17 protein-coding genes, 1 tRNA gene and 1 pseudogene are annotated in these 21,523 nt (G+C 66.9%); 6 read left to right on the top strand and 13 right to left on the bottom strand.

What is annotated here, in order from left to right; translation table 11 throughout:
* Nucleotides 1-28: 28 nt before the first annotated feature.
* Together B843_RS01665 and arsB are read right to left on the bottom strand one after the other, a co-directional pair.
* Entirely contained in the window at nucleotides 29-472 is a 444-nt protein-coding gene (locus tag B843_RS01665; RefSeq protein WP_025251791.1) for an arsenate-mycothiol transferase ArsC, read from the bottom strand.
* Between the two features lie 68 nt (nucleotides 473-540).
* Nucleotides 541-1,596, bottom strand: a complete 1,056-nt coding sequence (gene arsB / locus B843_RS01660) for an ACR3 family arsenite efflux transporter (RefSeq protein WP_038595127.1) — start codon at nucleotides 1,594-1,596, stop codon at nucleotides 541-543.
* Between the two features lie 117 nt (nucleotides 1,597-1,713).
* On the opposite strand from arsB, the gene B843_RS01655 reads away from it, so the two are divergent.
* Nucleotides 1,714-2,079 carry an ArsR/SmtB family transcription factor gene (locus B843_RS01655; RefSeq protein ID WP_231493966.1) on the top strand — a complete coding sequence of 122 codons (366 nt, stop codon included), beginning with the start codon at nucleotides 1,714-1,716 and terminating at the stop codon, nucleotides 2,077-2,079.
* Here B843_RS01655 and B843_RS01650 read toward each other — a convergent pair.
* A complete protein-coding gene (locus B843_RS01650; protein ID WP_034648790.1) occupies nucleotides 2,072-3,271 on the bottom strand; it encodes an MFS transporter in 1,200 nt (399 codons plus the stop codon). The genes B843_RS01655 and B843_RS01650 overlap by 8 nt on opposite strands.
* A gap of 259 nt (nucleotides 3,272-3,530) precedes the next feature.
* On the opposite strand from B843_RS01650, the gene B843_RS01645 reads away from it, so the two are divergent.
* Nucleotides 3,531-4,052, top strand: coding sequence for a hypothetical protein (locus B843_RS01645; protein ID WP_025251788.1), 522 nt, complete (start codon nucleotides 3,531-3,533; stop codon nucleotides 4,050-4,052).
* Here B843_RS01645 and B843_RS01640 read toward each other — a convergent pair.
* The 3 genes from B843_RS01640 to B843_RS01630 all read right to left on the bottom strand — a co-directional run bounded on the left by B843_RS01640 (nucleotide 4,049) and on the right by B843_RS01630 (nucleotide 6,175).
* On the bottom strand, nucleotides 4,049-4,603 hold the full coding sequence (locus B843_RS01640) for a putative immunity protein (protein WP_025251787.1): 555 nt from the start codon (nucleotides 4,601-4,603) through the stop codon (nucleotides 4,049-4,051). The two genes, B843_RS01645 and B843_RS01640, sit on opposite strands and share 4 nt — an antisense overlap.
* A 128-nt stretch (nucleotides 4,604-4,731) precedes the next feature.
* Nucleotides 4,732-4,804 (bottom strand) — tRNA-Thr (locus tag B843_RS01635).
* Nucleotides 4,805-4,969: 165 nt separating this feature from the next.
* Nucleotides 4,970-6,175: a DNA polymerase III subunit delta' gene (locus B843_RS01630; protein ID WP_155895070.1), complete on the bottom strand. Its 1,206-nt coding sequence runs from the start codon at nucleotides 6,173-6,175 to the stop codon at nucleotides 4,970-4,972.
* Between the two features lie 132 nt (nucleotides 6,176-6,307).
* On the opposite strand from B843_RS01630, the gene B843_RS01625 reads away from it, so the two are divergent.
* Together B843_RS01625 and B843_RS01620 are read left to right on the top strand one after the other, a co-directional pair.
* Nucleotides 6,308-7,834: an adenylate/guanylate cyclase domain-containing protein gene (locus tag B843_RS01625; RefSeq protein WP_025251785.1), complete on the top strand. Its 1,527-nt coding sequence runs from the start codon at nucleotides 6,308-6,310 to the stop codon at nucleotides 7,832-7,834.
* A 160-nt stretch (nucleotides 7,835-7,994) separates the two neighbouring features.
* Nucleotides 7,995-9,959 (top strand): annotated as a pseudogene (locus tag B843_RS01620) (OPT family oligopeptide transporter).
* Nucleotides 9,960-10,022: 63 nt separating this feature from the next.
* On the opposite strand, the gene B843_RS13160 reads toward B843_RS01620, so the two are convergent.
* From B843_RS13160 to topA, 3 genes are all read right to left on the bottom strand, one after another.
* The gene (locus B843_RS13160; RefSeq protein ID WP_025251784.1) at nucleotides 10,023-10,748 is read right to left on the bottom strand and encodes a PadR family transcriptional regulator; all 726 of its coding nucleotides are present in this window, start codon (nucleotides 10,746-10,748) and stop codon (nucleotides 10,023-10,025) included.
* A gap of 177 nt (nucleotides 10,749-10,925) precedes the next feature.
* Entirely contained in the window at nucleotides 10,926-12,269 is a 1,344-nt protein-coding gene (locus B843_RS01610) for an amidase family protein (protein ID WP_025251783.1), read from the bottom strand.
* A gap of 157 nt (nucleotides 12,270-12,426) precedes the next feature.
* On the bottom strand, nucleotides 12,427-15,402 hold the full coding sequence (gene topA, locus B843_RS01605) for a type I DNA topoisomerase (protein WP_025251782.1): 2,976 nt from the start codon (nucleotides 15,400-15,402) through the stop codon (nucleotides 12,427-12,429).
* Between the two features lie 330 nt (nucleotides 15,403-15,732).
* Between topA and B843_RS01600 the strand changes: the two genes are divergently transcribed.
* The gene (locus tag B843_RS01600) at nucleotides 15,733-17,412 is read left to right on the top strand and encodes an FUSC family protein (RefSeq protein ID WP_025251781.1); all 1,680 of its coding nucleotides are present in this window, start codon (nucleotides 15,733-15,735) and stop codon (nucleotides 17,410-17,412) included.
* Nucleotides 17,413-17,470: 58 nt separating this feature from the next.
* Here B843_RS01600 and B843_RS01595 read toward each other — a convergent pair whose 3' ends face one another.
* Complete coding sequence (locus B843_RS01595; RefSeq protein WP_025251780.1) at nucleotides 17,471-17,674, bottom strand: cold-shock protein; 204 nt, start codon at nucleotides 17,672-17,674, stop codon at nucleotides 17,471-17,473.
* Nucleotides 17,675-17,992: 318 nt separating this feature from the next.
* Between B843_RS01595 and B843_RS01590 the strand changes: the two genes are divergently transcribed.
* Nucleotides 17,993-20,335, top strand: a complete 2,343-nt coding sequence (locus tag B843_RS01590) for a DEAD/DEAH box helicase (protein ID WP_025251779.1) — start codon at nucleotides 17,993-17,995, stop codon at nucleotides 20,333-20,335.
* A gap of 19 nt (nucleotides 20,336-20,354) precedes the next feature.
* Here the strand turns inward: B843_RS01590 and B843_RS01585 are convergent, their stop codons facing one another.
* The 3 genes from B843_RS01585 to B843_RS01575 all read right to left on the bottom strand — a co-directional run bounded on the left by B843_RS01585 (nucleotide 20,355) and on the right by B843_RS01575 (nucleotide 21,512).
* Nucleotides 20,355-20,774: an organic hydroperoxide resistance protein gene (locus B843_RS01585; RefSeq protein WP_025251778.1), complete on the bottom strand. Its 420-nt coding sequence runs from the start codon at nucleotides 20,772-20,774 to the stop codon at nucleotides 20,355-20,357.
* A gap of 77 nt (nucleotides 20,775-20,851) precedes the next feature.
* Nucleotides 20,852-21,181: an Rv3654c family TadE-like protein gene (locus B843_RS01580; protein ID WP_210766194.1), complete on the bottom strand. Its 330-nt coding sequence runs from the start codon at nucleotides 21,179-21,181 to the stop codon at nucleotides 20,852-20,854.
* Nucleotides 21,171-21,512: a hypothetical protein gene (locus B843_RS01575; RefSeq protein WP_034648773.1), complete on the bottom strand. Its 342-nt coding sequence runs from the start codon at nucleotides 21,510-21,512 to the stop codon at nucleotides 21,171-21,173. Before B843_RS01575 ends, B843_RS01580 begins: the two co-directional genes overlap by 11 nt.
* Nucleotides 21,513-21,523: the final 11 nt, after the last annotated feature.

Below are 21,523 nucleotides of genomic sequence, written 5' to 3'. Positions count from 1 at the left end.
GTTGCTTGTCGACGCCAAGGCGCCGGGCCTACGCGCCCCGGGAGCGGTACGACTCCACGAGCGCGCGTACCCGCGCGTCGATGTCGTCGCGGATGATCCGCATCCGCTCTAGCCCCTCGATGCCGCGCAACGAGGGCTCGTCGGTGACCCAGCGCTCGACGGGCACCCCGCCCTCCTCGAGCGCGGTCGTGTCCACCTCTCCCCCGATCGCGACGACCAGCCCCACCTTCCCCAGCAGCTCGGGTGTTACCCCCTGCGGCGTCTCGCCCGACATGTCCGCGCCGAGCTCGGCCACCGACTCCGCGGAGGTCTGGTTGATCGCGTCGCCGGGGTGTGTACCCGCCGAGAAGGCGCGGATGACGCCCTCGCCGCGCAGCCTCGCCAGCGCCGCCGCCATCTGCGACTTTCCCTTGTTGCGCACGCACAGAAACAGCACGCCGGGCAGCTCGTCATTGCTCGTGGTAGTGGGCATGAGGTTCCTCCTTTGTTTGTGTCTATACCTAGTGTGCACCGGCGCCACGCCTCGCGCTCGACAGGGGGCTATCGGCGCGGCACCGAAGGCGTGTCGTCGAAAAGCCGCGCGCGCAGGGCGCGCGACACATAGACGAGCGCGACCAACACGGGGACCTCGACCAGCGGCCCGATGGTGCCTGCCAGCGCCTCGATCGATTGGGTGCCAAACGTGCCGATGCACACGGCGATGGCCAGCTCGAAGTTGTTCCCAGCGGCGGTAAAAGACAGCGCGGAGGTCTGCTCGTACCCCAGCCCCAGCCCGCGGCCGGCGAGGAAGGTGCCCATGAACATGATCACGAAGTAACAGACAAGCGGCAGCGCCACGCGGGCGACGGTCGCTGGCTCCGCGATGATGCGATCGCCCTGCAGGCTAAACAGCACCACGATGGTGAAAAGCAGGCCCCACAGCGCGAACGGCGACACCGCAGGCAAGAATCGCTCCTGGTACCAGTCACGCCCCTTCCTGCGCTCGCCGACCGTGCGCGTGATGATCGCGAGCAGGAGCGGAACGCCAAGAAAGACCAGCACGGATGCCGTGATCTGCAGGAGGGAAAAGCTCACCGCGGTCGTGTCGAGCCCCAGCCACGAGGGAAGAACCTGCAGGTAGAACCACCCGAGCCCGCCGAACGCGCACACCTGAAACAGGGAGTTGAGCGCAACCAGAACCACCGTGAGCTCGCGGTCGGAGCACGCGAGATCCGTCCACACCACCACCATCGCGATGCACCGGGCAAGGCCGACGATCACTACGCCGGTGCGCAGCTCCGGGGCGTCCGGCAAAAACAGCCAGGCCAGCGAGAACATGACGAGCGGCCCGACGACCCAGTTGGCGATAATGGATACGGCCATCACCTTCTTGTCGAAGGCCATTGACCAGGCCTTGTCGTAGCGCACCTTGGCCAGCGGCGGGTACATCATGACGAGGAGGCCCAGCGCGATGGGCAGCGACACCCCAAGGACCTCCGCGCCGCCCAGCACCGCGCGCACGCCCGGCAGCGCCGCCCCGAGCATGAGTCCCGCAGCCATCGCGATGATGATCCACGCTGGTAGAAACCGATCGAGGAAGGATAACCGTGGTTCCATTGCTTCGCTTTCCGACGCTAAAGTTCTCGCCTCGCCGACGAGGTTGTATCGATGTTTATCAATACACTACTTGGCACGGATTTTCACCCCAGACATGGGGCTACTAATATTGGCGGGGTGACCCAACCGTTGGAACCAGGACGCCGCCTCGAGATCGCCGACATATCCGAGGGGGATCCGTGCTGCATGGGGTACACGGTGCTCACACCCGAGGAGGCCGAACGCTTTTCCGTCTCCTTCAAGGCGCTTGCGGATCCGACGAGGCTGCTACTCATCTCCCACATCGCGGACCGGCGCTGCGAGCCGCTCACCGTCACGGAACTCACCGCGCTCAGCGGGCTGAGCCAGTCGACGGTCTCCCATCATCTGAAGAAGCTCACCAAGACCGGGCTCCTGGCAAAGAAGCGTTCCGGGCTCAAGGTCACCCATTACGTCGTGGCCGAGGAGTTCCAGAAGCTCAGCGCGCTCTTGCACCTCACCTAGGCAGCCTGCGGGCGTTGAAGATGGTGGCCACCAGCGAGAACAGCGCGACCGCCACGCCGAAGCCGAGCATCTCCGTGTAGCTAAACCAGTCGGACAGCTTCGTCAGCGCGGCCGGGAACAACATGCCCACGTAGCTCAGGATGTAGAAGATGCCCGTCAGCCCCGCCATGTCCTCCGGGGTGGCGATCTCCTGGGTCTCGGCCAGGCCGATGTAGGAGCACAGGCCGTAGGTAACACCCAGGAAGACGCCGCAGATCATAGTGAACCAGACGCTCGGGTGGGTGACGTCGATGGTGGCCAGGCCCATGCCGATGACGGTGAGCACCAGCGCGGTGACCGGGCCGCGCACCTTCGACTCGCCCGCGATCTGCGGGCCGACCTGCTGGATGAGGAAGCCCGAGCCGAGAGTGACCAGCGCAATGAGCGCGGTCATGGCGATGGGGTAGGTCATGAGGTGGCGGATCTGCGCGGGCAGGATCGCGTACGAAGTAAAGCCCGCGCCGAAGACCCACGGCGCCATCGGGGTGACCACCAGCAAGAAGCGCGGGGCCTTGATCGACGGGATGGCCATGTCCTTTAGGAAGCCGCCCTTTTCGTGCAGGTGCGTGGAGTGGCGGGTCTCGGGGAGATCCTTGATGAGCCAGATCGCGGCAATCGAGATGACGATGTGAACCAGGTACGGGAGCTTGCCCGGCATCGCCACCCACTGGGCGAGCACGCCGGAGCACACCGGGCCCAGCGCGAAGCCCGCGGTCAGCGCCATGGAGGCGCGCTTCGCGCCCGAGGTGGGCACGGCCTTGGGGTCGAACTTCCTGGAGCTGAGCTCCTTGATCCAGGCGCCGCCCGCGGTCATGGCCACGCCGACGGCGATGCCGGCGAGGAAGCGCCCCACCGTCATGAGCAGCTCGTTCTGCTCGCCGATCGCGATGGCCAGCGAGGCGATCGCGGCGACGATCGGGATCGGCATCATGACCGGCTTGCGGCCATAGCGGTCCGAAAGGTGGCCAGCGACGAGCAGGCCCACGGCGATTCCGGCGGCGTAGGACACGAGCATGAGATCCACGAACAACGAACTAAATACGCCCTGCTGACGGTAGAAGATGAGCATGGGCGTGTACTGATTGCCACCCCATGCGACGGTGAAATTGGCGAGGGCGATGCCCAGCCACATCGGGATCCCATTACGTGTCATGCATCACATGTTAGCGTGACCCACATCGCAAACTTCACAAAGTCGGGAAACTTCCATCTTGAAGCAGTTATTTGTACACCCCCGGTTAACCCCACTTTCCCACGCGATTAGCCGCCTTCCACGCCCGCCACCTGCCACTTTTCGAACAGATGATTCATCACCTGTCGCGCCCTAGGCGTAGCCTGAAATCGTTTGCGGATCCGTTCCCTCGCCTCGGCAAACACCCCTCCCCCTCACAAGAATGACCTTTAGGATTCCCATGAAAAAGCTCCTCACGGGCGCGATGTGCGTGCTGGCTACACCCACCCTGCTCACTGCCTGTTCACACGACGACTCCACGCCCGCAGCGGTCACCGTGACCGTCACGGAAAGCGCGACCAGCTCGGCCTCCTCGACCGTGCCCACAAGCATCAACCCCGCCGACTTCCATGCCCCAACCGGGCAGGAGCCGGTCACCCAGAACGGCAGGACCATCAAGGCCTGCAACGAGTGGCTGTCCGGCCTCACGCTCTTCAGCGACGACACGATTGGCTACACCGAGTACTGCGAGAATATGTACCCCGACACCGAGCTCACCGAGGACAGCTCCCCCGTCACGATCCCCGAGGTCGAGCCCCTCGGCTCCCTCGACGACAACCCGACCCCCACGCGCACCACCCCAACTCGCACCGCGCCCACCGCCGCGAGCCCCACCTTCAACCCGGATTCCGCCGATGGGTACGGGCCCGATCAAGAGCTGCCGCCGCTGTGCGTGCGGTTCCCGGATCAGTACAAGTGCTAGCGAGGTTGTGTTGCGTCGGCAAGCGCCGCCTGGATCTCGCTGATCGTCATCCCCAGAACGCCAGCCGTCAAAAGCCCTTTTCCCAAAGGCCCCGAGGAGTTTGTTCCTAACTCCGGAAGCTGTGCCAAAGCCCGCCGAACCTCCGGCGACATGGCAGCTATCTGCCACTCCACCTCCGCGCACCGCTCGGCTTCTTCCTGTCCTTGTGCCGCCGCGAGGAACCGAGCTTTGGCGGCATACGCCGCGGCTCCAAGCGCGTGCGCGCCCATATGCGCCACACCGGAGGCTTGGCCCGCAGCCCTCGCCGCCGCCACCGCCGCAGGAACCTTGGTCGAGCCCGCTGCACGCCCAGCTTCAAAGCGGCGTTTGATCTCACCGGCAGACTCAAGTTCACCTCGGCCGTAGGCTCGCACCCGCTCGATGCCGTCACGCACTCGTAGGTCATTCGGCACCTCTGCCTCGAACAACGGAAGCACGCGCGCCGCGCAGGCAGCGGCCCACCCCGCGACGAGCCTGCGATCCTGTTCGCTCAAGGTTTGCGGTGAAGCCATGCTGCCCATGCTAGCAACGAAATCTTCGCACCATTTCCAACCACGACAGATGCAATACCAGGGTAGGAAAAGCAACAGCAGGCCACGACTGTTCCCCCAGAAACGTGCCATGACCTGCTGTTTTATTGAGCCGCCTGCGAGAATCGAACTCGCGACCTTTTCATTACGAGTGAAATGCTCTACCGACTGAGCTAAGGCGGCGCGGTACGAAAAGTACCGGTTGCTGATTGTACAGTACGAGCGGAACTAGCTACAAAATGGCGGTTTCTGCACCCCGAAGGCGCAGGTCGTGGGCGAAAAAGGCGGCTGCTTCCTACCCCTCGGGGCGCGGGGCGGGTGGCGGTGGGCGTCGATAAGCGAAAATGCCTAGGAAACGCCGGACGCGAGGCGGATGCGGCCGACCATCGCGTCCATCGCGGCCTCGGGGCGGACGTTGACGTCGATCGCGTGGCGGGCCTCCATGACGGCGTCGATGCAGGCGGCGAGCCCCCGCGGGCCGACCTTCGCGAGGTCCTGGGCGAGCGGCTGCATGTCGGGGTGGATGAGGCCCACCTGCGCGTTCGTGGCCAGCATGAGCGCGTCACGGTAGAGGCCGGCAAGGTCGACGAGCGACATGTCGAGGGCGTCGCGGATGGCGCGGGTCTTGCGCTTTTTCTGCAGGTCCTCGAGGCCCTTGAGCTGGCCCGCGACGCCGCGCTGCGCCTTTTGCACGCCCCTGCCTTTGGCACCCATGCCTAACGCGGTGCGTAGCTTTTCCATCTCGACCTCGTTCTCCTCGGTCAGCTGCGCCTCGGCGGCCCTGGTGGTCTTCTTCACGATGTCCGTGACCGCGATAAACGCCTGGTCGCCGTGGTAGACGAGCTCGGCGAGGTGGAGGATGCTCGAGCGGCGCTGCTGCGCCTCCTTGTCGGTGGCGAGCCTGCGGGCGCGGCCCACGTGGTTGCCCGTGGCAGAAGCGGCAAGGCGCGCGGCCTGCTCGGAAATCTGCCCGTCGCGGGTGAGGATCGCCGCGACCTCGTCGACTCTGGGCAGCGGGATATAAAGGTGGCGGCTGCGCGAGACGAGCGTGGGGATGACGTCCTCCGGGTCGGCCGAGGGCGCGCAGAGGATGATGACAGAGTGCGCGGGCGGCTCCTCAAACGTCTTGAGCAGTGCGTTTCCGGAGTATTCGTTGAGGCGATCGGCGTTGTCCAAGATGACCACCCGCCAGCGGGAGACGGTGGGCTGCATGGCGGCGGGAAAGACGACCTCCTCGCGCACGGTTTTCACCGAAATAACCAGCTCACGCGGCTCGATGAAGAGGACGTCCCCGTGCGTGCGGGCCTTGACCGCAAGGCACTGCGGGCAGCGGCCGCAGCCGACCACGTCTGGGTCCTCGCATTCCAGCGCGGCGGCGAAGGCGAGCGCTGCGACCGAGCGCCCCGAGCCGGGCGGGCCCGTAAACAGCCAGGCGTGCGTCATCGCGGAGCCTTCATCGCCGCGACGCGCCGCTAGCGCCGCAGCCCGCAGCTGCTCCGCGACCTGCCCGCCCACGCCAAGTTGGCTAAAGATATCCTCGCTCACGAGTCTCAAGCGTAGACGAGTCGCCCGACACGCATCGCTTTACGACGCCTACGGCGCCCGCCCCGTGGCACCCCGAGGCGTCGCGCAATCTCCTGCGGGTACCGGTCACGGAGCCTGCCCGCTCGGGTTAAAGTAGTGGGCATGAGCAGAGTGTGGCATACCCTGAAGTGGCTGTCGGGCACCTCGTGGCCGCTATACGCCACGACGGTGCTCGGGTCCAACGTAGCGGCGGCGATCGCCATCATGCTCTTCCTCCGCTTCCTCGTCCCGCTGCCCGGGTTCAAGGACTTCTCCTCCCCCACGGGATCGCTCGGGCTCATCGGGCTCATCTACTTGGTGCTGGCGGTCCTGTTCGGCGGGATCGTCACCTTTATATTGTTCCGCCCAGTGCTCGACTGGCAGCGGCACCCGGACAGACACGACCCCAACATGGTGCGCAACCTCGTCATGCGCATCCCCTTCTACCAAGCGGCGCTGTGCGCGATGGTCTGGGCCATCGGCATCTTCATCGTCGCCATCGCCGCCGCGCGGGAATCCGGCAGGCTGGCGCTGGTGGTGTCGGTGGCCACGCTGCTCGCGGGCGGGGTGGTCGTTCTGCTGACCTACCTCGAGGCCGAGCGCCTCGTGCGCCCGGTCGCCGCCACCGCGCTCGCCCGCCGCTTCGAGGACTCCACGCTCGAGCCGCCGATCACCCAGCGCCTGCGCGCCACGTGGCTGCTCACCTCCGGCGTGCCCATCCTCGGCGTGCTGCTCATGATCATCGGGCAGGACACGGGCTTTTTCACCGGCAACGTCAAGGACATCATCCCCGGCATCGCCGCGCTGTGCGCGACGGCACTCGTGACCGGCTTCCTGGGCACCACCCTGGTGGTCATGAGCGTCGTCGACCCGATCCTCGAGCTGCAGCGCGCCATCAACCAGGTCCGCCGCGGCGACAGCGACGTCCAGGTGGACATCTACGACGGCTCCGAGATCGGCGTCTTACAGGCCGGCTTCAACGAGATGATGCGCGGGCTCAAGGAGCGCCAACGGGTGCGCGACATTTTCGGCCGCTACGTCGGCATCGAGGTCGCCCGTCGCGCGCTCGAGGAGCGCCCCGAGCTCGGCGGCGAGGACCGCGAGGTGGCCGTCATCTTCGTGGACGTGATCGGCTCGACCACCTTCGCCGTCAACCACGACCCGGAAGAGGTCGTCGAGGAGCTCAACCGCTTCTTCGAGCACGTCGTCGACGTGGTCCACCGCAACAAGGGCATCATCAACAAGTTCCAGGGCGACGCGGCGCTGGCCGTCTTCGGCGCGCCGATTACGCTGTCCGACGCCACCGGCCACGCGCTCACCGCGGCCCGCGAGCTGCGCCAGGAGCTCAAGGACCTGCGCCTGCAGGCGGGCATCGGCGTGGCGGCCGGCCACGTGGTCGCGGGCCACATCGGCGGCCACGACCGCTTCGAGTACACGGTCATCGGCGACGCCGTGAACACCGCCGCGCGCCTGACCGAGCTGGCCAAGGACACCCCGGGCCGCGTGCTCACCAACGCCTCCACGCTGGCCAAGGCCAACGAGGCCGAACAGGCGCGGTGGACCCTCATGAAGTCCGTCGAGCTGCGCGGGCGCAAGCTCATGACGCAGCTGGCCCGCCCGGTGCGCCCGACGCTGGCCGACCGTTCCTGATTTCTGTGTGTATTTATGCCCGCTTCTGCGGGCTTTATCAGTTTTGAATTCCGTTCGACAATTGGATTCACACAATGTGACGTTCTACGCTTTAGGGGTTAAGCCGGTTGTAGGCAACACGTGCCTGCCGCCGGTCCGCACCCTTTTGAAAGGAATCACCGTGGCCACACAGACCACGCGTTCCGCCGGATCGGGCGTCAAGGAGCTCACTCTCCGAGCCGTAATCATCGGCGGACTCATTACTCTCGTCTTTACGGCGGCGAATGTGTACCTAGGCCTCAAGGTCGGACTCACCTTCGCCACCTCCATCCCCGCGGCCGTCATCTCCATGGCCATCCTACGCAAGTTCGCGGGCCACACGATCGTGGAGAACAACATCGTCTAGACCATCGCGTCTGCGGCGGGCACGCTGTCGGCCATCATCTTCGTCCTCCCGGGTCTGGTCATGATCGGCTGGTGGTCCGGGTTCCCGTACTGGACCACGGCCTTCGTGTGCGCCATCGGCGGCGTCTTGGGCGTCATGTACTCGATCCCGCTGCGCCGCGCGCTGGTTACCGGCTCCAACCTCCCCTACCCGGAGGGCGTGGCCGCGGCCGAGGTGCTCAAGATCGGCGACGTCGAGGCCGACGAGGCCAACCACGAGGAAAACCGCCGCGGCCTGCACGTCATCATCGCGGGCGGCCTGGGTTCAGCAGGCATGGGCCTGCTGACGGCGATGAAGGCGACCGCGGGCGAGCTGTCCGCCGTCTTCCGCTTCGGCCCCGGCGGCACGATGGTGGGCTCGAGCCTCTCGCTCGCGCTCATCGGCGTGGGACACCTGGTCGGCGTGAGCGTCGGTATCGCCATGATCGTGGGCCTGGTCATCTCCTTCTTCATCCTGCTGCCGACCTTCAGCTCCGGCTCCATCGGAACCGACGAGCTGGCGACCGTAGTCTCCCACACGTTCTCCTCTGAGGTTCGCTTCGTGGGTGCGGGCGCGATGGCGGTTGCCGCCGTGTGGACCCTGCTGAAGATCATCGGCCCCATCGTCAAGGGCATCAAGGATTCCCTGGCCTCCTCGCGGGCGCGCCAGTCCGGCGCCGAGGTGGACATCACCGAGCGCGACATCCCGTTCAACGTGGTCATCGGCGTCATCCTGGCCTCCATGCTGCCGGTCGGCGCGCTGCTGTACCTGTTCATCCACGAGTCCGCGATCTCCCACCACACCGGCACGCTGGTCACCCTGAGCATCATCTTCGTGCTGCTCATCGGACTCATCGTCGCCTCGGTCTGTGGCTACATGGCCGGCCTCATCGGCGCGTCCAACTCCCCGATCTCCGGCGTGGGCATCATCGTGGTCCTCGCCTCCGCCCTGCTCATCAAGGTGGTCACGGGCAACGAGTCGGACACCAACGCCCCGGCGCTGGTCGCCTACACCCTGTTTACCTCGGCGGTGGTCTTCGGCATCGCGACGATCTCGAACGACAACCTGCAGGACCTCAAGACCGGCCAGCTGGTCGGCGCAACCCCGTGGAAGCAGCAGGTCGCGCTGGTCATCGGCGTGTTCTTCGGCTCCATCATCATCCCGCCGGTGCTTCAGCTGATGCTCAACGGCTTCGGCTTCGTGGGCATGGAGGGCGCGGGCGACAACGCGCTCGCGGCCCCGCAGGCAGCCCTGTTGTCCTCGGTCGCCAACGGCATCTTCGGCAACTCGCTCGACTGGTCGCGCATCGGCCTGGGCGCGCTCATCGGCGTGGGCATCATCATCGTCGACGAGGTGCTGCGTAAGACCTCGCGCTTCTCCCTGCCGCCGCTGGCCGTCGGCATGGGCATGTACCTGCCGATCTCGCTGACCCTCATGATCCCGATCGGCGCGTTCATCGGCATGTTCTACGACCGCTGGGCGGACCGCCAGTCCAAGCCGGAGACGGTCAAGCGCATGGGCATCCTGCTGGCCACCGGCCTCATCGTGGGCGAGTCCCTGTTCGGCGTGTTCAACGCCGCCGTCATCGGCGCCACCGGCAAGGAATCCCCGATGGCCTTGTTCGACTTCGGCGCCTTCGCGCAGTGGCTGGGCATCATCGTCTTCGTGGCGATCATCGTCGCCCTGTACCGCTGGGTGCAGAAGATCAGCGTGAAGATCTAGTTCTTCCTCAGCCAACACAATGGAGCGCCACCGGCACAGACCGGGGCGCTCCATTTTAGTTATTTAGTCTTTGGCCGGCTCATCGTCCTCGTTGCCGAGCTCGCGGATGCGGGCGATGGCCTCGTCGAGGATGTCCAAGACCTTGTCCTGATCCTCCTCGCGCGCGTCCATGATCACCTGGCGCAGGCCGCCGAGCGACTCCATGAGCGCCGGATTGCCGAACCAGCGGCGCCCGTCCCGCGGCGAGAAGCCTCGACCGCGCGGTCCGAACGGGGGCCTGCCCTCCGGCTCGCGATAGGCGTCAAAGAAGTTCGCCCATTCTTGCTTTTGCTTGTCGACGAGCTGCGTGCCCGCCTCCGTGATCGTCGCGAGCTTGCGGCCCGCCTCCTTCTCCACGGTGATCAGCCCCTCGTCCTCGAGCAGGCTCAGCGTCGGGTAGATAGCGCCCGGGCTGGGCTTCCAATTGCCCTCGGTTCGCTCGGCGATGGTGTTCATGATCTGGTAGCCGTGCATCGGCTCCTCGGCGACGAGCAGCAGCACCGCGGTGCGCAGGTCGCCGCGGCCGGCGCGCCCGCCGCGGCCCTTGCCGCGGCCGCGACCGAAGTGCTCTCGGGGATCGAGGTCAGGGCCGTGGCCGAATCCGGGGCCGGGCATCGCACCCGGGCCGCCGTGCCTGCCGGGCCCGCCGTGTCCACCATGTCCGCGGCGCCCGCGGGCGCCGCCCCTTGGGCCGAAGCCCTCCTCGTCGAATCCGCGGCCGAAGTGTTCGTTGTGTCCTGGGAAACGCATTGCTGTCATTCCTTTCAGTGTGTGGGGGTCCCTCGTGAACCCCTCGATTGACTTAAAGATATATCGTTATCTATCTCTATGTCAACACCTTGCCGGAGAATAGCCGTTTTACAGCGCAAATAACCCCATCGCTACGAGTATCGATACGTAGCGATGGGGTTTAAAGATATATCCCAACTAGCTTTGCGATAGCCTTTCGACGTCCCGCGCGGCGCGCAGGATGAGCGCCTCCCCCTCGGTGGGGCCGACCAGCTGCACCGACAGCGGCAGCCCAGCGGAGTCTTCCCCCACGGGGATGGCGGCCGCGGGGTTGCCCGCCAGGTTCCACAGCAGCGTGTGCGAGACCGAAGGGATCGAGGCGATGAGCGAGCCCACCACTCCCTTGCCCTTGAGCTCGTCGGCCGGGCCCGGGCGCGCGGCCGTCGTCGGGGTGAGCAACAGGTCGCAATCGTCGAAAAGCGAAGAAGTAAGATAGGCGAGCCGCTCCCCGTGGCTGATCGCCCACACGCGCATCCAAAACGGCGTCATCCGCGCCAGCCGAGACAGCGTGCGGCTGCGACGGTCAAGGGCGGGCAGGTTCTCGATCTGGGAGGTCTCCTCCTTGATGCTCGCGAAGAACAGCGCGAGGAAGGGGAAGGTCGGGTCGGGCAGCTTCCCTTCTAGGGGGCCCACGTCGTAACCGGCTTTCTCCAGCAGCGCCGCGGTCGCGCGCACCGCCTGGGCGTTCTCCTTGCACGTGCGCGAGACCGGCGAGACGGAGCTGGTGGTCCAGCGGACCTTCAGTGGCGCGGTGTTCTCGAGCGCGCGCTCGAACTGCGGCGCCGTGGTCGAGATGATGTCGTAGACCTTCGCGGCGTCGGCGACCGTGCGGGTGAGCGCGCCCGGGGTGCCCAAGGTCAGCCACAGGCTGGGGTACGGGCTCGTGCTCACGCGCCCGCGCTGGGGTTTAAGCCCCACGAGCCCGCAGTGGGCGGCCGGGATACGGATGGAGCCGCCGCCGTCGCCGCCGAGGCCGAAGGGGACGATGCCCGCGGCCACCGCCGCCGCCGTGCCGCCCGAGGATCCGCCCGGGGTGCGGCTGAGGTCGAACGGGTTACGGGTGGCACCGGCGTGGTCGGTGTAGGTGACCGGCCAGGCGCCGAACTCCGGCATCCGCGTTTTGCCGATCGGGATGGCACCTGCCTTCTTCAGCTTGGCCACGATCTCGCTGTCCTCCCACTTCACGCGAACGTTCGCGTGGGTGCCGAAGGTCGTCGGAAAGCCTGCGAGGTCGATCTCGTCTTTCACCGCGAACGGCACCCCGTGCAGGGGGCCGCGCTCGGACTCGGGAAGCGCATCGAGGCGTGCCGCGGCGGCCAGCGCCTGCGGGCCGCACACCTCGCTGAAGGCGTTGAGCGTGGGATTGAGTTCCTCGATCTGGGCGAGCGCCGCCGTGACCCCGTCGACCGCGCTGGTGCGGGCGACCTGCGCGCGCCACCCGTCGATGTCTAAGCCGGACCAGTCAGACCAAGGTGCATTCATACCTTCCAAGGCTAGCCGGAGTGCAGCGCTTGGAGAAACCGAACGCGCGTAGGCTAAGGCCACTTTTCCCGCGCGACGACAAAGCCGCCCCGGCCTGCACTAAGGTGCACGCGGGGGCGGGCCGTGAGGCGTCGATAAGCGAGAAGCAAAAAGGCTGCTAGGCCTTGCGGCTGCCCGCCTTGACCACGCGCTTGGTGGTCTGTGGCGGCTTCTTTGCGGCCTTCTTCGTCGCCTTCTTGGCTGCCTTCTTCGTGGTCTTCTTTGCCGCTTTCTTCGTGGCCTTCTTGGCCACCTTGGGGCCGTCGGCGGCCTCCTTCGCTCGGCGCTCGGAGAGCAGCTCGTTCGCGCGCGCGTCGGTGAGCGCGGTCGGGTCGTCGCCGCGACGCAGCGAGGCGTTCGTGGTGCCGTCGGTGACGTACGGTCCGAAGCGGCCGTCGCGCACGGACATGGGCTTGCCGGAGACGTCGTTGTCGCCGAGCTGCTTGATCACCGACTGCGAGGTGGCACCCCTGCCGCGGCGCTTGGGCTCGGCGTAGATGCGGCGGGCCTCGTCGAGGGTGATCGTGAAGATCTGCTCCTCGCTGCCGAGGGTGCGCGAGTCGGTGCCCTTCTTCAGGTACGGGCCGTAGCGGCCGTTCTGCGCGGTGATGACCTCCCCGTCGGAGGGATCGACACCCACCTCGCGCGGCAGGCTCATGAGCTTGAGCGCCTCCTCGAGGGTGACGGTCGAGGGCTCCATCGAGCTAAACAGCGAGGCGGTGGCGGGCTTGAGGCGCTCGTCGATGATCTGGTTGATGCGCTTTTCCTTGGCGGCGGCCGCGGTCTTGGTGCCCCAGTTCTTCGCGCGCTTGCCCTCGGCGGCGCGCTGGGCGTCCTCCTCGGCGCGCTCGGCGGCGACGATCTCCTCCGCGACGGCGGCGACCTTCTCCTTCTCGTCCTCGCCGAGCACCTCGGTGACGTACGGGCCGAAGCGACCTTCCTTGGCCACGATCATGCGGCCATTGGCCGGGTTCGGGCCCAGCTCGCGCCCCGACTGCGGGGTGGCGAACAGCTTCTCCGCGAGCTCCAGGGTGAGCTCGTCCGGGGTCGTGGTGTCCGACAGGTTGGCGCGCTGGTAGACCGGCTCTCCCGTTTCGGGGTTTCGTCCAATGACCCGCTCGATGTAGGGGCCGTAGCGTCCCACGCGCACGACGATGGCGCGACCCTCGGAGTCGTCGAAGAGCTTAAGCGAGTTGACCTCGCGGGCGTCGATGGATTCGAGGTTGTCGCCGACGAGCGCCTTGAGCCCGCCGTGCTTGGCCACGGACTCGGCGGTGGCGTCGGAGGCCTCGGCGTCGCCGAAGTAGAAGCCGGTGAGCCAGTGGGTGCCGTTCTCCTGGCCGTTGGCGATCTCGTCGAGCTCGTCCTCCATGGAGGAGGTGAAGTCGTAGTCGACCAGCGAGGAGAAGGACTTCTCCAAAAGCCCCACGACGGCGAAGGCGACCCAGCTGGGCACCAGCGCGTTGCCGCGGGAGTAGACGTAGCCGCGATCCTGGATGGTCTTGATGATCGACGCGTAGGTCGACGGGCGGCCGATGCCCAGGTCCTCCATCTTCTTCACCAGCGAGGCCTCGGTGTAGCGCGCCGGCGGGTTGGTGGAGTGGTCGTCGGCGGTGATGGAGTTGACGCCCAGCGCGTCGCCCTTGGCCAGGCGCGGCAGGTGCTTCTCGGCGTTATCTGCCACGTCGCGGCCGTCGGCGAGCTTGGTGGTCTCCACGTAGGCACGCAGGAAGCCGGGGAAGGTGATCGTGCGGCCGGTGGCGGCGAACTCGACGTCCTGCTGGGAGTCGGCGCCCGCGGCGACACCCGCGATGGTCACCTTCATGGAGGTTCCCTTCGCGTCGGCCATCTGGGAGGCGACGGTGCGCTGCCAGATCAGCTCGTAGAGCTTGTACTCCTCGGCGTCGAGCTGGCCCGACAGGTCCTGCGGGGTGGCGAAGTGCTCGCCGGCGGGGCGGATCGCCTCGTGCGCCTCCTGCGAGTTCTTCACCTTGCGGTCGTAGCGGCGCGGGCCATCGGTCACGTACTGCTTGCCGTAGAGGGAGATCGCCTGCTCGCGGGCGGCCTTGAGCCCCTGCTCCGACAGCGTCGTGGAGTCGGTACGCATATAGGTGATGTGGCCGTTTTCGTAGAGGCGCTGCGCGATGCGCATCGTGCGCTCGGAAGTGTAATGCAGCTTGCGGCCGGCCTCCTGCTGCAGCGTCGAGGTCATAAACGGCGCGTACGGTCGCCTCGTGTACGGCTTCTCCTCCACCGCCGCGACCGCCATCGGCTGGCCTTCGAGGTTCGCCGCCAGCTGCGTTGCGCTGTGCTTGTCGACGACCACGGCGTCGGAGGTGAGGATTCCCTTGTCGTTGAAGTCGCGGCCGGTGGCCACGCGCTTGCCGTCGATGCTCGTGAGGCGGCCGACGAAGGTGCGCGGGTTGCCGTCGACCTCGGGCTTGCCGGTGTCGAACTCGGCCTGCAGGTCCCAGTACTCGGCGGAGACGAACGCCATGCGCTCGCGCTCGCGCTCGACGATGACGCGGGTGGCCACCGACTGCACGCGTCCCGCCGACAGGCGCGGCATGACCTTCTTCCACAGCACCGGGGAGACCTCGTAGCCGTAGAGGCGGTCGAGGATGCGGCGGGTCTCCTGGGCGTCGACGAGGTTCTCGTCGAGGTCGCGGGTGTTCTCCGCGGCGGCCAGGATCGCGGGCTTGGTGATCTCGTTGAACACCATGCGGCGCACCGGCACCTTGGGCTTGAGCACCTCGAGCAGGTGCCACGCGATGGCCTCGCCCTCGCGGTCGGGGTCGGTTGCCAGCAGCAGTTCGTCGACCTGCTTCAGCTTCGACTTGAGGTCGGCGACCTTCTTCTTGTCCGGGCTGACCACGTACAAAGGCGTGAACCCGTCGTCGGTGTTAACGCCGAGACGCGCCCAGGGCTCCTTCTTGTACTTGGCTGGCACGTCCGCCGCACCGCGGGGGAGGTCACGAATGTGGCCCACGGATGCCTCGACGATGTAGTCGCTGCCTAGGTAGGGAGCAATCTTTTTGGCCTTCGTCGCGGACTCGACGATGACGAGGCGCTTCGTGCCTGTGGTTTCAGCCATAGAGGGGTTCGACCTCAATTCAACGCAATACTTCTTCGACTTTTTAAGCTTAAAGAAAGAAACTACTCCCTCTTCTTACTCATTAGTTTCCTTATAATACGGGTCACTTACGCACCTTTGTCCAACAGTCCAGCATGGGGGCGATTTTGCGGGGTGTATTTTCCCTGCGCCTCGGCGCGGCGACCGACGATCGTTTCCGGTTTCTGCTCCTCAAGAAATCACGCGACCTGCCGCCACCGCTGAGGACGACGGCTCCCCCACCCGCGGGGTCTGCCGGGGCTTACTATTGATAGGTCTCCTTCCCCACACGCCCTCACCGATGGAGCCCGCATGACCAGCCCCTCGCTTCCCGACAACGAACAGCTGCCCGGCACCCCCAGCGCGTGGCAGCTGCTCACCTCCATGAACGCCGCCAGCAACCGCTGGCCCGGCGCGCTGCGCTCGGCGCTCGCCCTGCTCCTGCCCGGCCTCATCGCGCTGGTGGCGGGCTCCTCACAGGGCATGCTCATGGTGGCGGCGGGCGCCTGCGCGGTGATCTACGGCGAGGGCCGGCCCTTCCGGGTGCGCTGGCGGGTCATCCTTATCGCGGGCACCCTGCTCACGCTGGGCACGGTCGCAGGTTCGGCGCTGGGGCACGTCGTGTTCGCGCAGCTCGCCGGGGGCAACCACTGGTGGTACCTGCTCATCGGCGCCTACGCCACGGCGATCGCCACCACCGGTGCCTTCGTGCAGAACGCGCTGCGCCTGCCGCCGCCGGGGGCGTTCTTCATCGTCATGACCGCGGGCGGCGCGACGATGTCGGCGAAGCTGGGACTTAACCCCTTCGAGGTGGGCGGGTGGACGCTGCTGGGGGTGGCCTCCTCGCTCATCGTGGGCATGACGCCGTGGCTGGTGCACCCGCACCTGCCGGAGGAGCAGGCGGTGACGGGGCTCGAGAAGGCCGTGGCCGCGCTGCGCGAGAACCCCACGGTGGCCACCAAGCACCAGGCCGCGCAGTCGATGTCCAGCGCGTGGTCGGCGCTGTCCGACGCCCAGGTGGTCTCCCACGGCCGGGTCACCGACCCCTCCCACGAGCCGCTGGTCGATCGCGTGCGTCGCGCGCAGCTGGAACTGTCCCAGGTCGACTCGTCGCCGGGCGAGCTCAGCGACGACGACCGGCTTTCCGACACCTCGCGCACCGTCATCCCCCACGCGCGCCCCACGATGCGCTACCGCATCTACCGCGCGATGAGCGCCTACTCGCACCCCACCATCACCGCCGCCCAGGTGCTGGTCGCGGCGCTCGGCGCGGTGGTGATCAGCGTCGCCTTCGGCTTCGACCGCCCCGACTGGGCGGCCGTGAGCGCCATGCTCATCCTGCAGTGGGGCCCCGACCGCGTGCCGGGTTCCATCCGCGGCGTGCACCGCTTCCTGGGCACCATCGGCGGCATCGCCTTGTTCGCGGGGCTGCACATCCTAAGCCCCGGCGCGCTCGGCGTCCTCGTGGTGCTCACGCTGTGCCAGTTCGGCGCGGAGATCCTCGTCGTGCGCAACTACGCGCTCTGCGTCATCGTCACCACGCCGCTGGCGCTGCTCATGGGCGGGTCGCTCACGAAGCCGCTGGGGTCGGTCGTGGTCGATCGCTTCTTCGAGACGGCCATCGCCGTGGCCTGCTCGCTCGCGGTCATCTGGCTCACCCCGGTCGCGCTGTCCGCCAAGCACCACGCGTGGCTGGTCAAGCGCTGCCGCATCGCCATGAGTTCGCTGCTGGGCGCGCTGCTCACCCAGACCCCCAACGAGGCGATCCACTCCCGCCGCGACCTGCAGTACGAGCTCCTGTCCGAGCGCTGGGCGATCGCGAGCCTCGCCCGCAACGACCGCGCCACGGCGCTATCGCGCTGGTCGCAACACGTGTCCATCCAGCAGGCGGGTTACCGGTTGTTGGATGCCTGCACCGCCTCCCCCACGAGCAGGCTCGACACGCCCGCCATCACGTCGCTTGCCGACGACCTTCGGCGGGTTTCGCCGTAGGCGTCGGAAAGCAAAAAAATGCCCCTCAACGAAGTGAGGGGCAATGCGTTGGCGCTGCTTAGAGAGCGCGAACCTGCTGTGCCTGCGGGCCCTTGGCGCCCTCGCCGATCTCGAACTCGACGCGCTGGTTCTCCTCGAGGCTACGGAAGCCGTTGCCCTGGATCTCGGAGTAGTGGACGAAGACGTCAGCGCTGCCATCCTCAGGCGCGATGAAGCCGAAGCCCTTCTCAGCGTTGAACCACTTCACAGTTCCCTGTGCCATAAAAATTCCTAACTATAAATATTGCTCGGTGTATTACCGAATTGCGGTGGGGTCGATCATCCTCACAATGCGTAAGACACCACAGGAACTCACTGGAAATGGGTCCCGCAGATCACTTTCGTAAAAACAATGCTGCCTCGGCCTGCGATTTCCCCGCCCAGCACCATTTCAAAGAACGGCGCGCGACCGGAAACACCGAGGTGACGAAGCAGCCTTAGCGACCACTGCCAGTGTCTCATGTTTGGAAAGTCATGGATAGGGAAATAAACTGATAGCTTCCTTTAAAAGGCGCGCAACCTGCAGGAAGGCGGAAATCAAGTGGGCGAAAATAGCCCCATCGTGGGGTACACCTTAGGGCAGGAATTGGCGCAGATTCTCATCGAGCGTTTCCCCGAATCCACCTGCACCCACCTGGAGACCCTACCGCCGCGGCCCTCGTCGACCGCCCCGTGGCCGGAGTGGGTCCACCCGCCGCTGCGGGAGCACCTCGTCGACGCGGGCATTACCGCGCCGTACTCCCACCAGGCCGAGTGCGCGTCCGCGGCGTTTTCCGGGCGCGACGTGGTCATCGCCACCGGCACGTCCTCGGGCAAGTCGCTGAGCTATCAGCTGCCGATCCTGTCCACACTGGCCACCGACGACACCGCCTGCGCGCTCTACCTCACCCCGACCAAGGCGCTGGGCTCCGACCAGCTGCACTCCGTGGGCGGCCTCTGCGCCGAGGTCCCCGGGCTGGGCGACATCTTCCCCGCGCCCTACGACGGCGACACCCCGCAGGACGCGCGCGCCGGCATCCGCGACAAGAGCCGGTTCATCTTCACCAACCCGGACATGCTGCACACTGGCATCCTGCCCAACCACCCGCGCTGGGGGCGGGTGCTGCGCCACCTGCGCTACGTGGTCATCGACGAGTGCCACTCCTACCGCGGCGTGTTCGGCGCGCACGTGGCGCTCGTGCTGCGGCGCTTCCTGCGCATCTGCGCCCGCTACGGCTCGAACCCCACGGTGATCCTGGCGTCGGCGACCAGCAACGACCCCGGCGCACACGCCGCGAACCTCATCGACAGGCCGGTTCTCGCCGTCACCCGCGACGGCGCGCCCCAGGGCGCGCGCACGATCCTTACGTGGGAGCCGGGCATCATCGAGGGCGCGGAGGGCGAAAACGGCGCGCCGGTGCGCCGGGCGGCCAGCAGCGAGACCGCCAGCATCATGGCAACACTCGTCAAGGAGGGCGCGCGCACCCTAAGCTTCGTGCGCTCGCGCAGGCAGGCGGAGATCGTGGCCATGCGCTGCGCGGAGGAGCTCAACCTGGCCGGGCGCTTCGACCTGTCCCGCCGCATCGCCGCCTACCGCGCGGGCTACCTCGCCGAGGATCGGCGCCGCCTGGAAAAGGGCCTCGACGACGGCTCGCTGCTGGGCGTGGCCTCGACCAACGCGCTGGAGCTGGGAATCGACGTCGGCGGGCTCGACGCCGTGGTCATGGCGGGCTACCCCGGCACGGCGGCGAGCTTCTGGCAGCAGGGCGGGCGCGCGGGCCGCCGCGGGCAGGGCTCACTGGTGGCGCTTGTCGCCCGCGACGAGCCGATGGACAACTACCTCATCCACCACCCGGAGGTCCTCCTCGGCCGCCCGATCGAGAAGACCGTGTTCAACCCCCGCAACCCGCACATCCTCGGCGGGCACGTCTACTGCGCCGCCATCGAGGCGCCGCTTTCCGACGCTGAAGTAGCCTCCCTAGGTGCCGAGGAGGTCGTGCAGCAGCTCGCGGCCGAGGGCTTCCTGCGCAAGCGCCCGCGGGGCTGGTTCGCCTCCCTCGAACCGGGCCAGGCCCTGCCGCACGAAAACGTGCACCTGCGCGGGGCTGGCGAGCAGTTCGCCATCATCGATCAGACCGACGGGCGACTCTTAGGCACCATCGACGGCGCACAGGCCCAGGGCCAGGCGCACCCGGGTGCGGTGTACATCCACCAGGGCGAGAGCTTCGTCGTCGACACCCTCGACTTGGACGAGCGCCTCGTCCTCGTCCACCCCGAGCTTCCCGACTACAGCACCCACTCCCGCAGCGTCACCGACATCCGCATCGTGGGCAGCCCCGACAAGGTGGCCAACCCCTCCCCCGGACTGTGGGTGTCCAACCTCGAGGTGGAGGTGTTAGACCAGGTCATCGGGTATATCAGGCGCGCCCCCGACGGAAGCGTGCTTGACACGGTGCCGCTGGAGATGCCGCCCATGCAGCTGCGCTCGCGGGCGGTGGCCTACACGATCGACCCGCTCGTGCTCGACGAGCTGGGCATCAAGGACATCCCGGGCGCGCTGCACGCGGCGGAGCACGCCGCGATCGGCATGCTCCCGCTCATTGCCACCTGCGACCGCTGGGACATCGGCGGCGTGTCCACCCAGCTGCACCCGGACACGGGGCTGCCCACGGTGTTCGTCTACGACGGCTACCCGGGCGGCGCGGGCTTCGCCGATTGTGGCTACGACCGCTTCTCCGAGTGGATCGCGGCCACCTACGAGGTGGTGCGCACTTGCGAGTGCGAGTCCGGCTGCCCCTCGTGCGTGCAGTCCCCGAAGTGCGGCAATGGCAACAACCCGCTGAGCAAGGAGGGCGCGCTCGCCCTGCTGGGAGCGATGTGCACGATGCTTGGCGTCACTCCCTAGCTCCCCCCTCAGCCCGCGGCTAGTCCTCCGCCACAACCAGGGTGACCTCGATGTTCCCGCGGGTGGCGTTGGAGTACGGGCACACCTCGTGGGCCTTCTCCGCCAGCTGCTGGGACACCTCGTGAGGAAGGGCCGGGACGATGACCTCCAGTTCGACCGCCAAGCCGAAGCCCTCGCCCTCCTTCCCGATGGACACGCGCGCGCCGACGCTCGAGTCACCCAGGTCCTGCTTGGCTGCCCGGGCCACCAACTGCAGGGCGGAGTGGAAGCAGGCGGCGTAGCCCGCGGCGAAGAGCTGCTCGGGGTTGTTGCCGTTCCCGCTTCCGCCCATCTCCTTGGGCACCGCGAGATCGAAGCTCAGGTTTCCGTCGGCTACTTGCACGGTGCCGTTGCGTCCGGCGCCGGTGGCGAGTGCCTCGGTGGTGTAAAGGGGGTTCATGCGTCTTGCCTCTCTTAGATTGTGTGCAATATAGTTGCACACTACATAATTGCCGTAAGCTTCGCAAGCACCCCTCCCTACTCGACCGGACCCGCCCGCGCCACAGCATCCCCTCCCGCCATCTCTGCGCGCACGACCACATCCATCCCCTCCACAAAACAGTCGGAAAGGTCCGCCCCGTTTAGCCGAATCACCTCCGCAGCCTCCGCGCAGCCATCCCCGCCCACATAGTGCTCGTGAGCAGCGGAAACCGAGGCCATATCGGCGGCAACCTGGGCCCTGTGGATGCCGATCACCCCTGCCGCCGCATACACGGCGACCCCGGCGAGCGAGACAAAAGCGGCAACAAACACCGCCGCCAAAAGGCTGACGCTTCCATTTTCATTGTGCGCAAGATTACTCAGCAACTTCCGCCCCACGGTCGCTCACCTCCGCCGGGAAACGGGCCGTGGCACGCACCTCCATGAACATCGCGGGCGCGCTGGCGGTCACCTCGACCACGCCACCCACCTCGCGCACCGCGACCGAGCCGCGCGCGGGGACGAAGTCCTGCCCGATGGCGTGCGCGCGGGCGGCGGCACCCGCGGTGTCCACCACCTTGATGTAGGTCGCCACGGTCGCGATCGCCCCGACGATGAGCCCGGCGACCGTCACGAGCAAGGCGATCGACGCGGCCGCCTCCAGCGTCGCCATCCCCTCCTCGCCGCGCAGCCTTCGCCTGGGCGCGTCCCTTGTCATTGAAGTTCAAG

It is taken from the genome of Corynebacterium vitaeruminis DSM 20294 (assembly GCF_000550805.1).
In the GTDB taxonomy this organism is placed as follows: domain Bacteria; phylum Actinomycetota; class Actinomycetes; order Mycobacteriales; family Mycobacteriaceae; genus Corynebacterium; species Corynebacterium vitaeruminis.
This window is presented reverse-complemented; position numbering and strand designations above follow the sequence as displayed.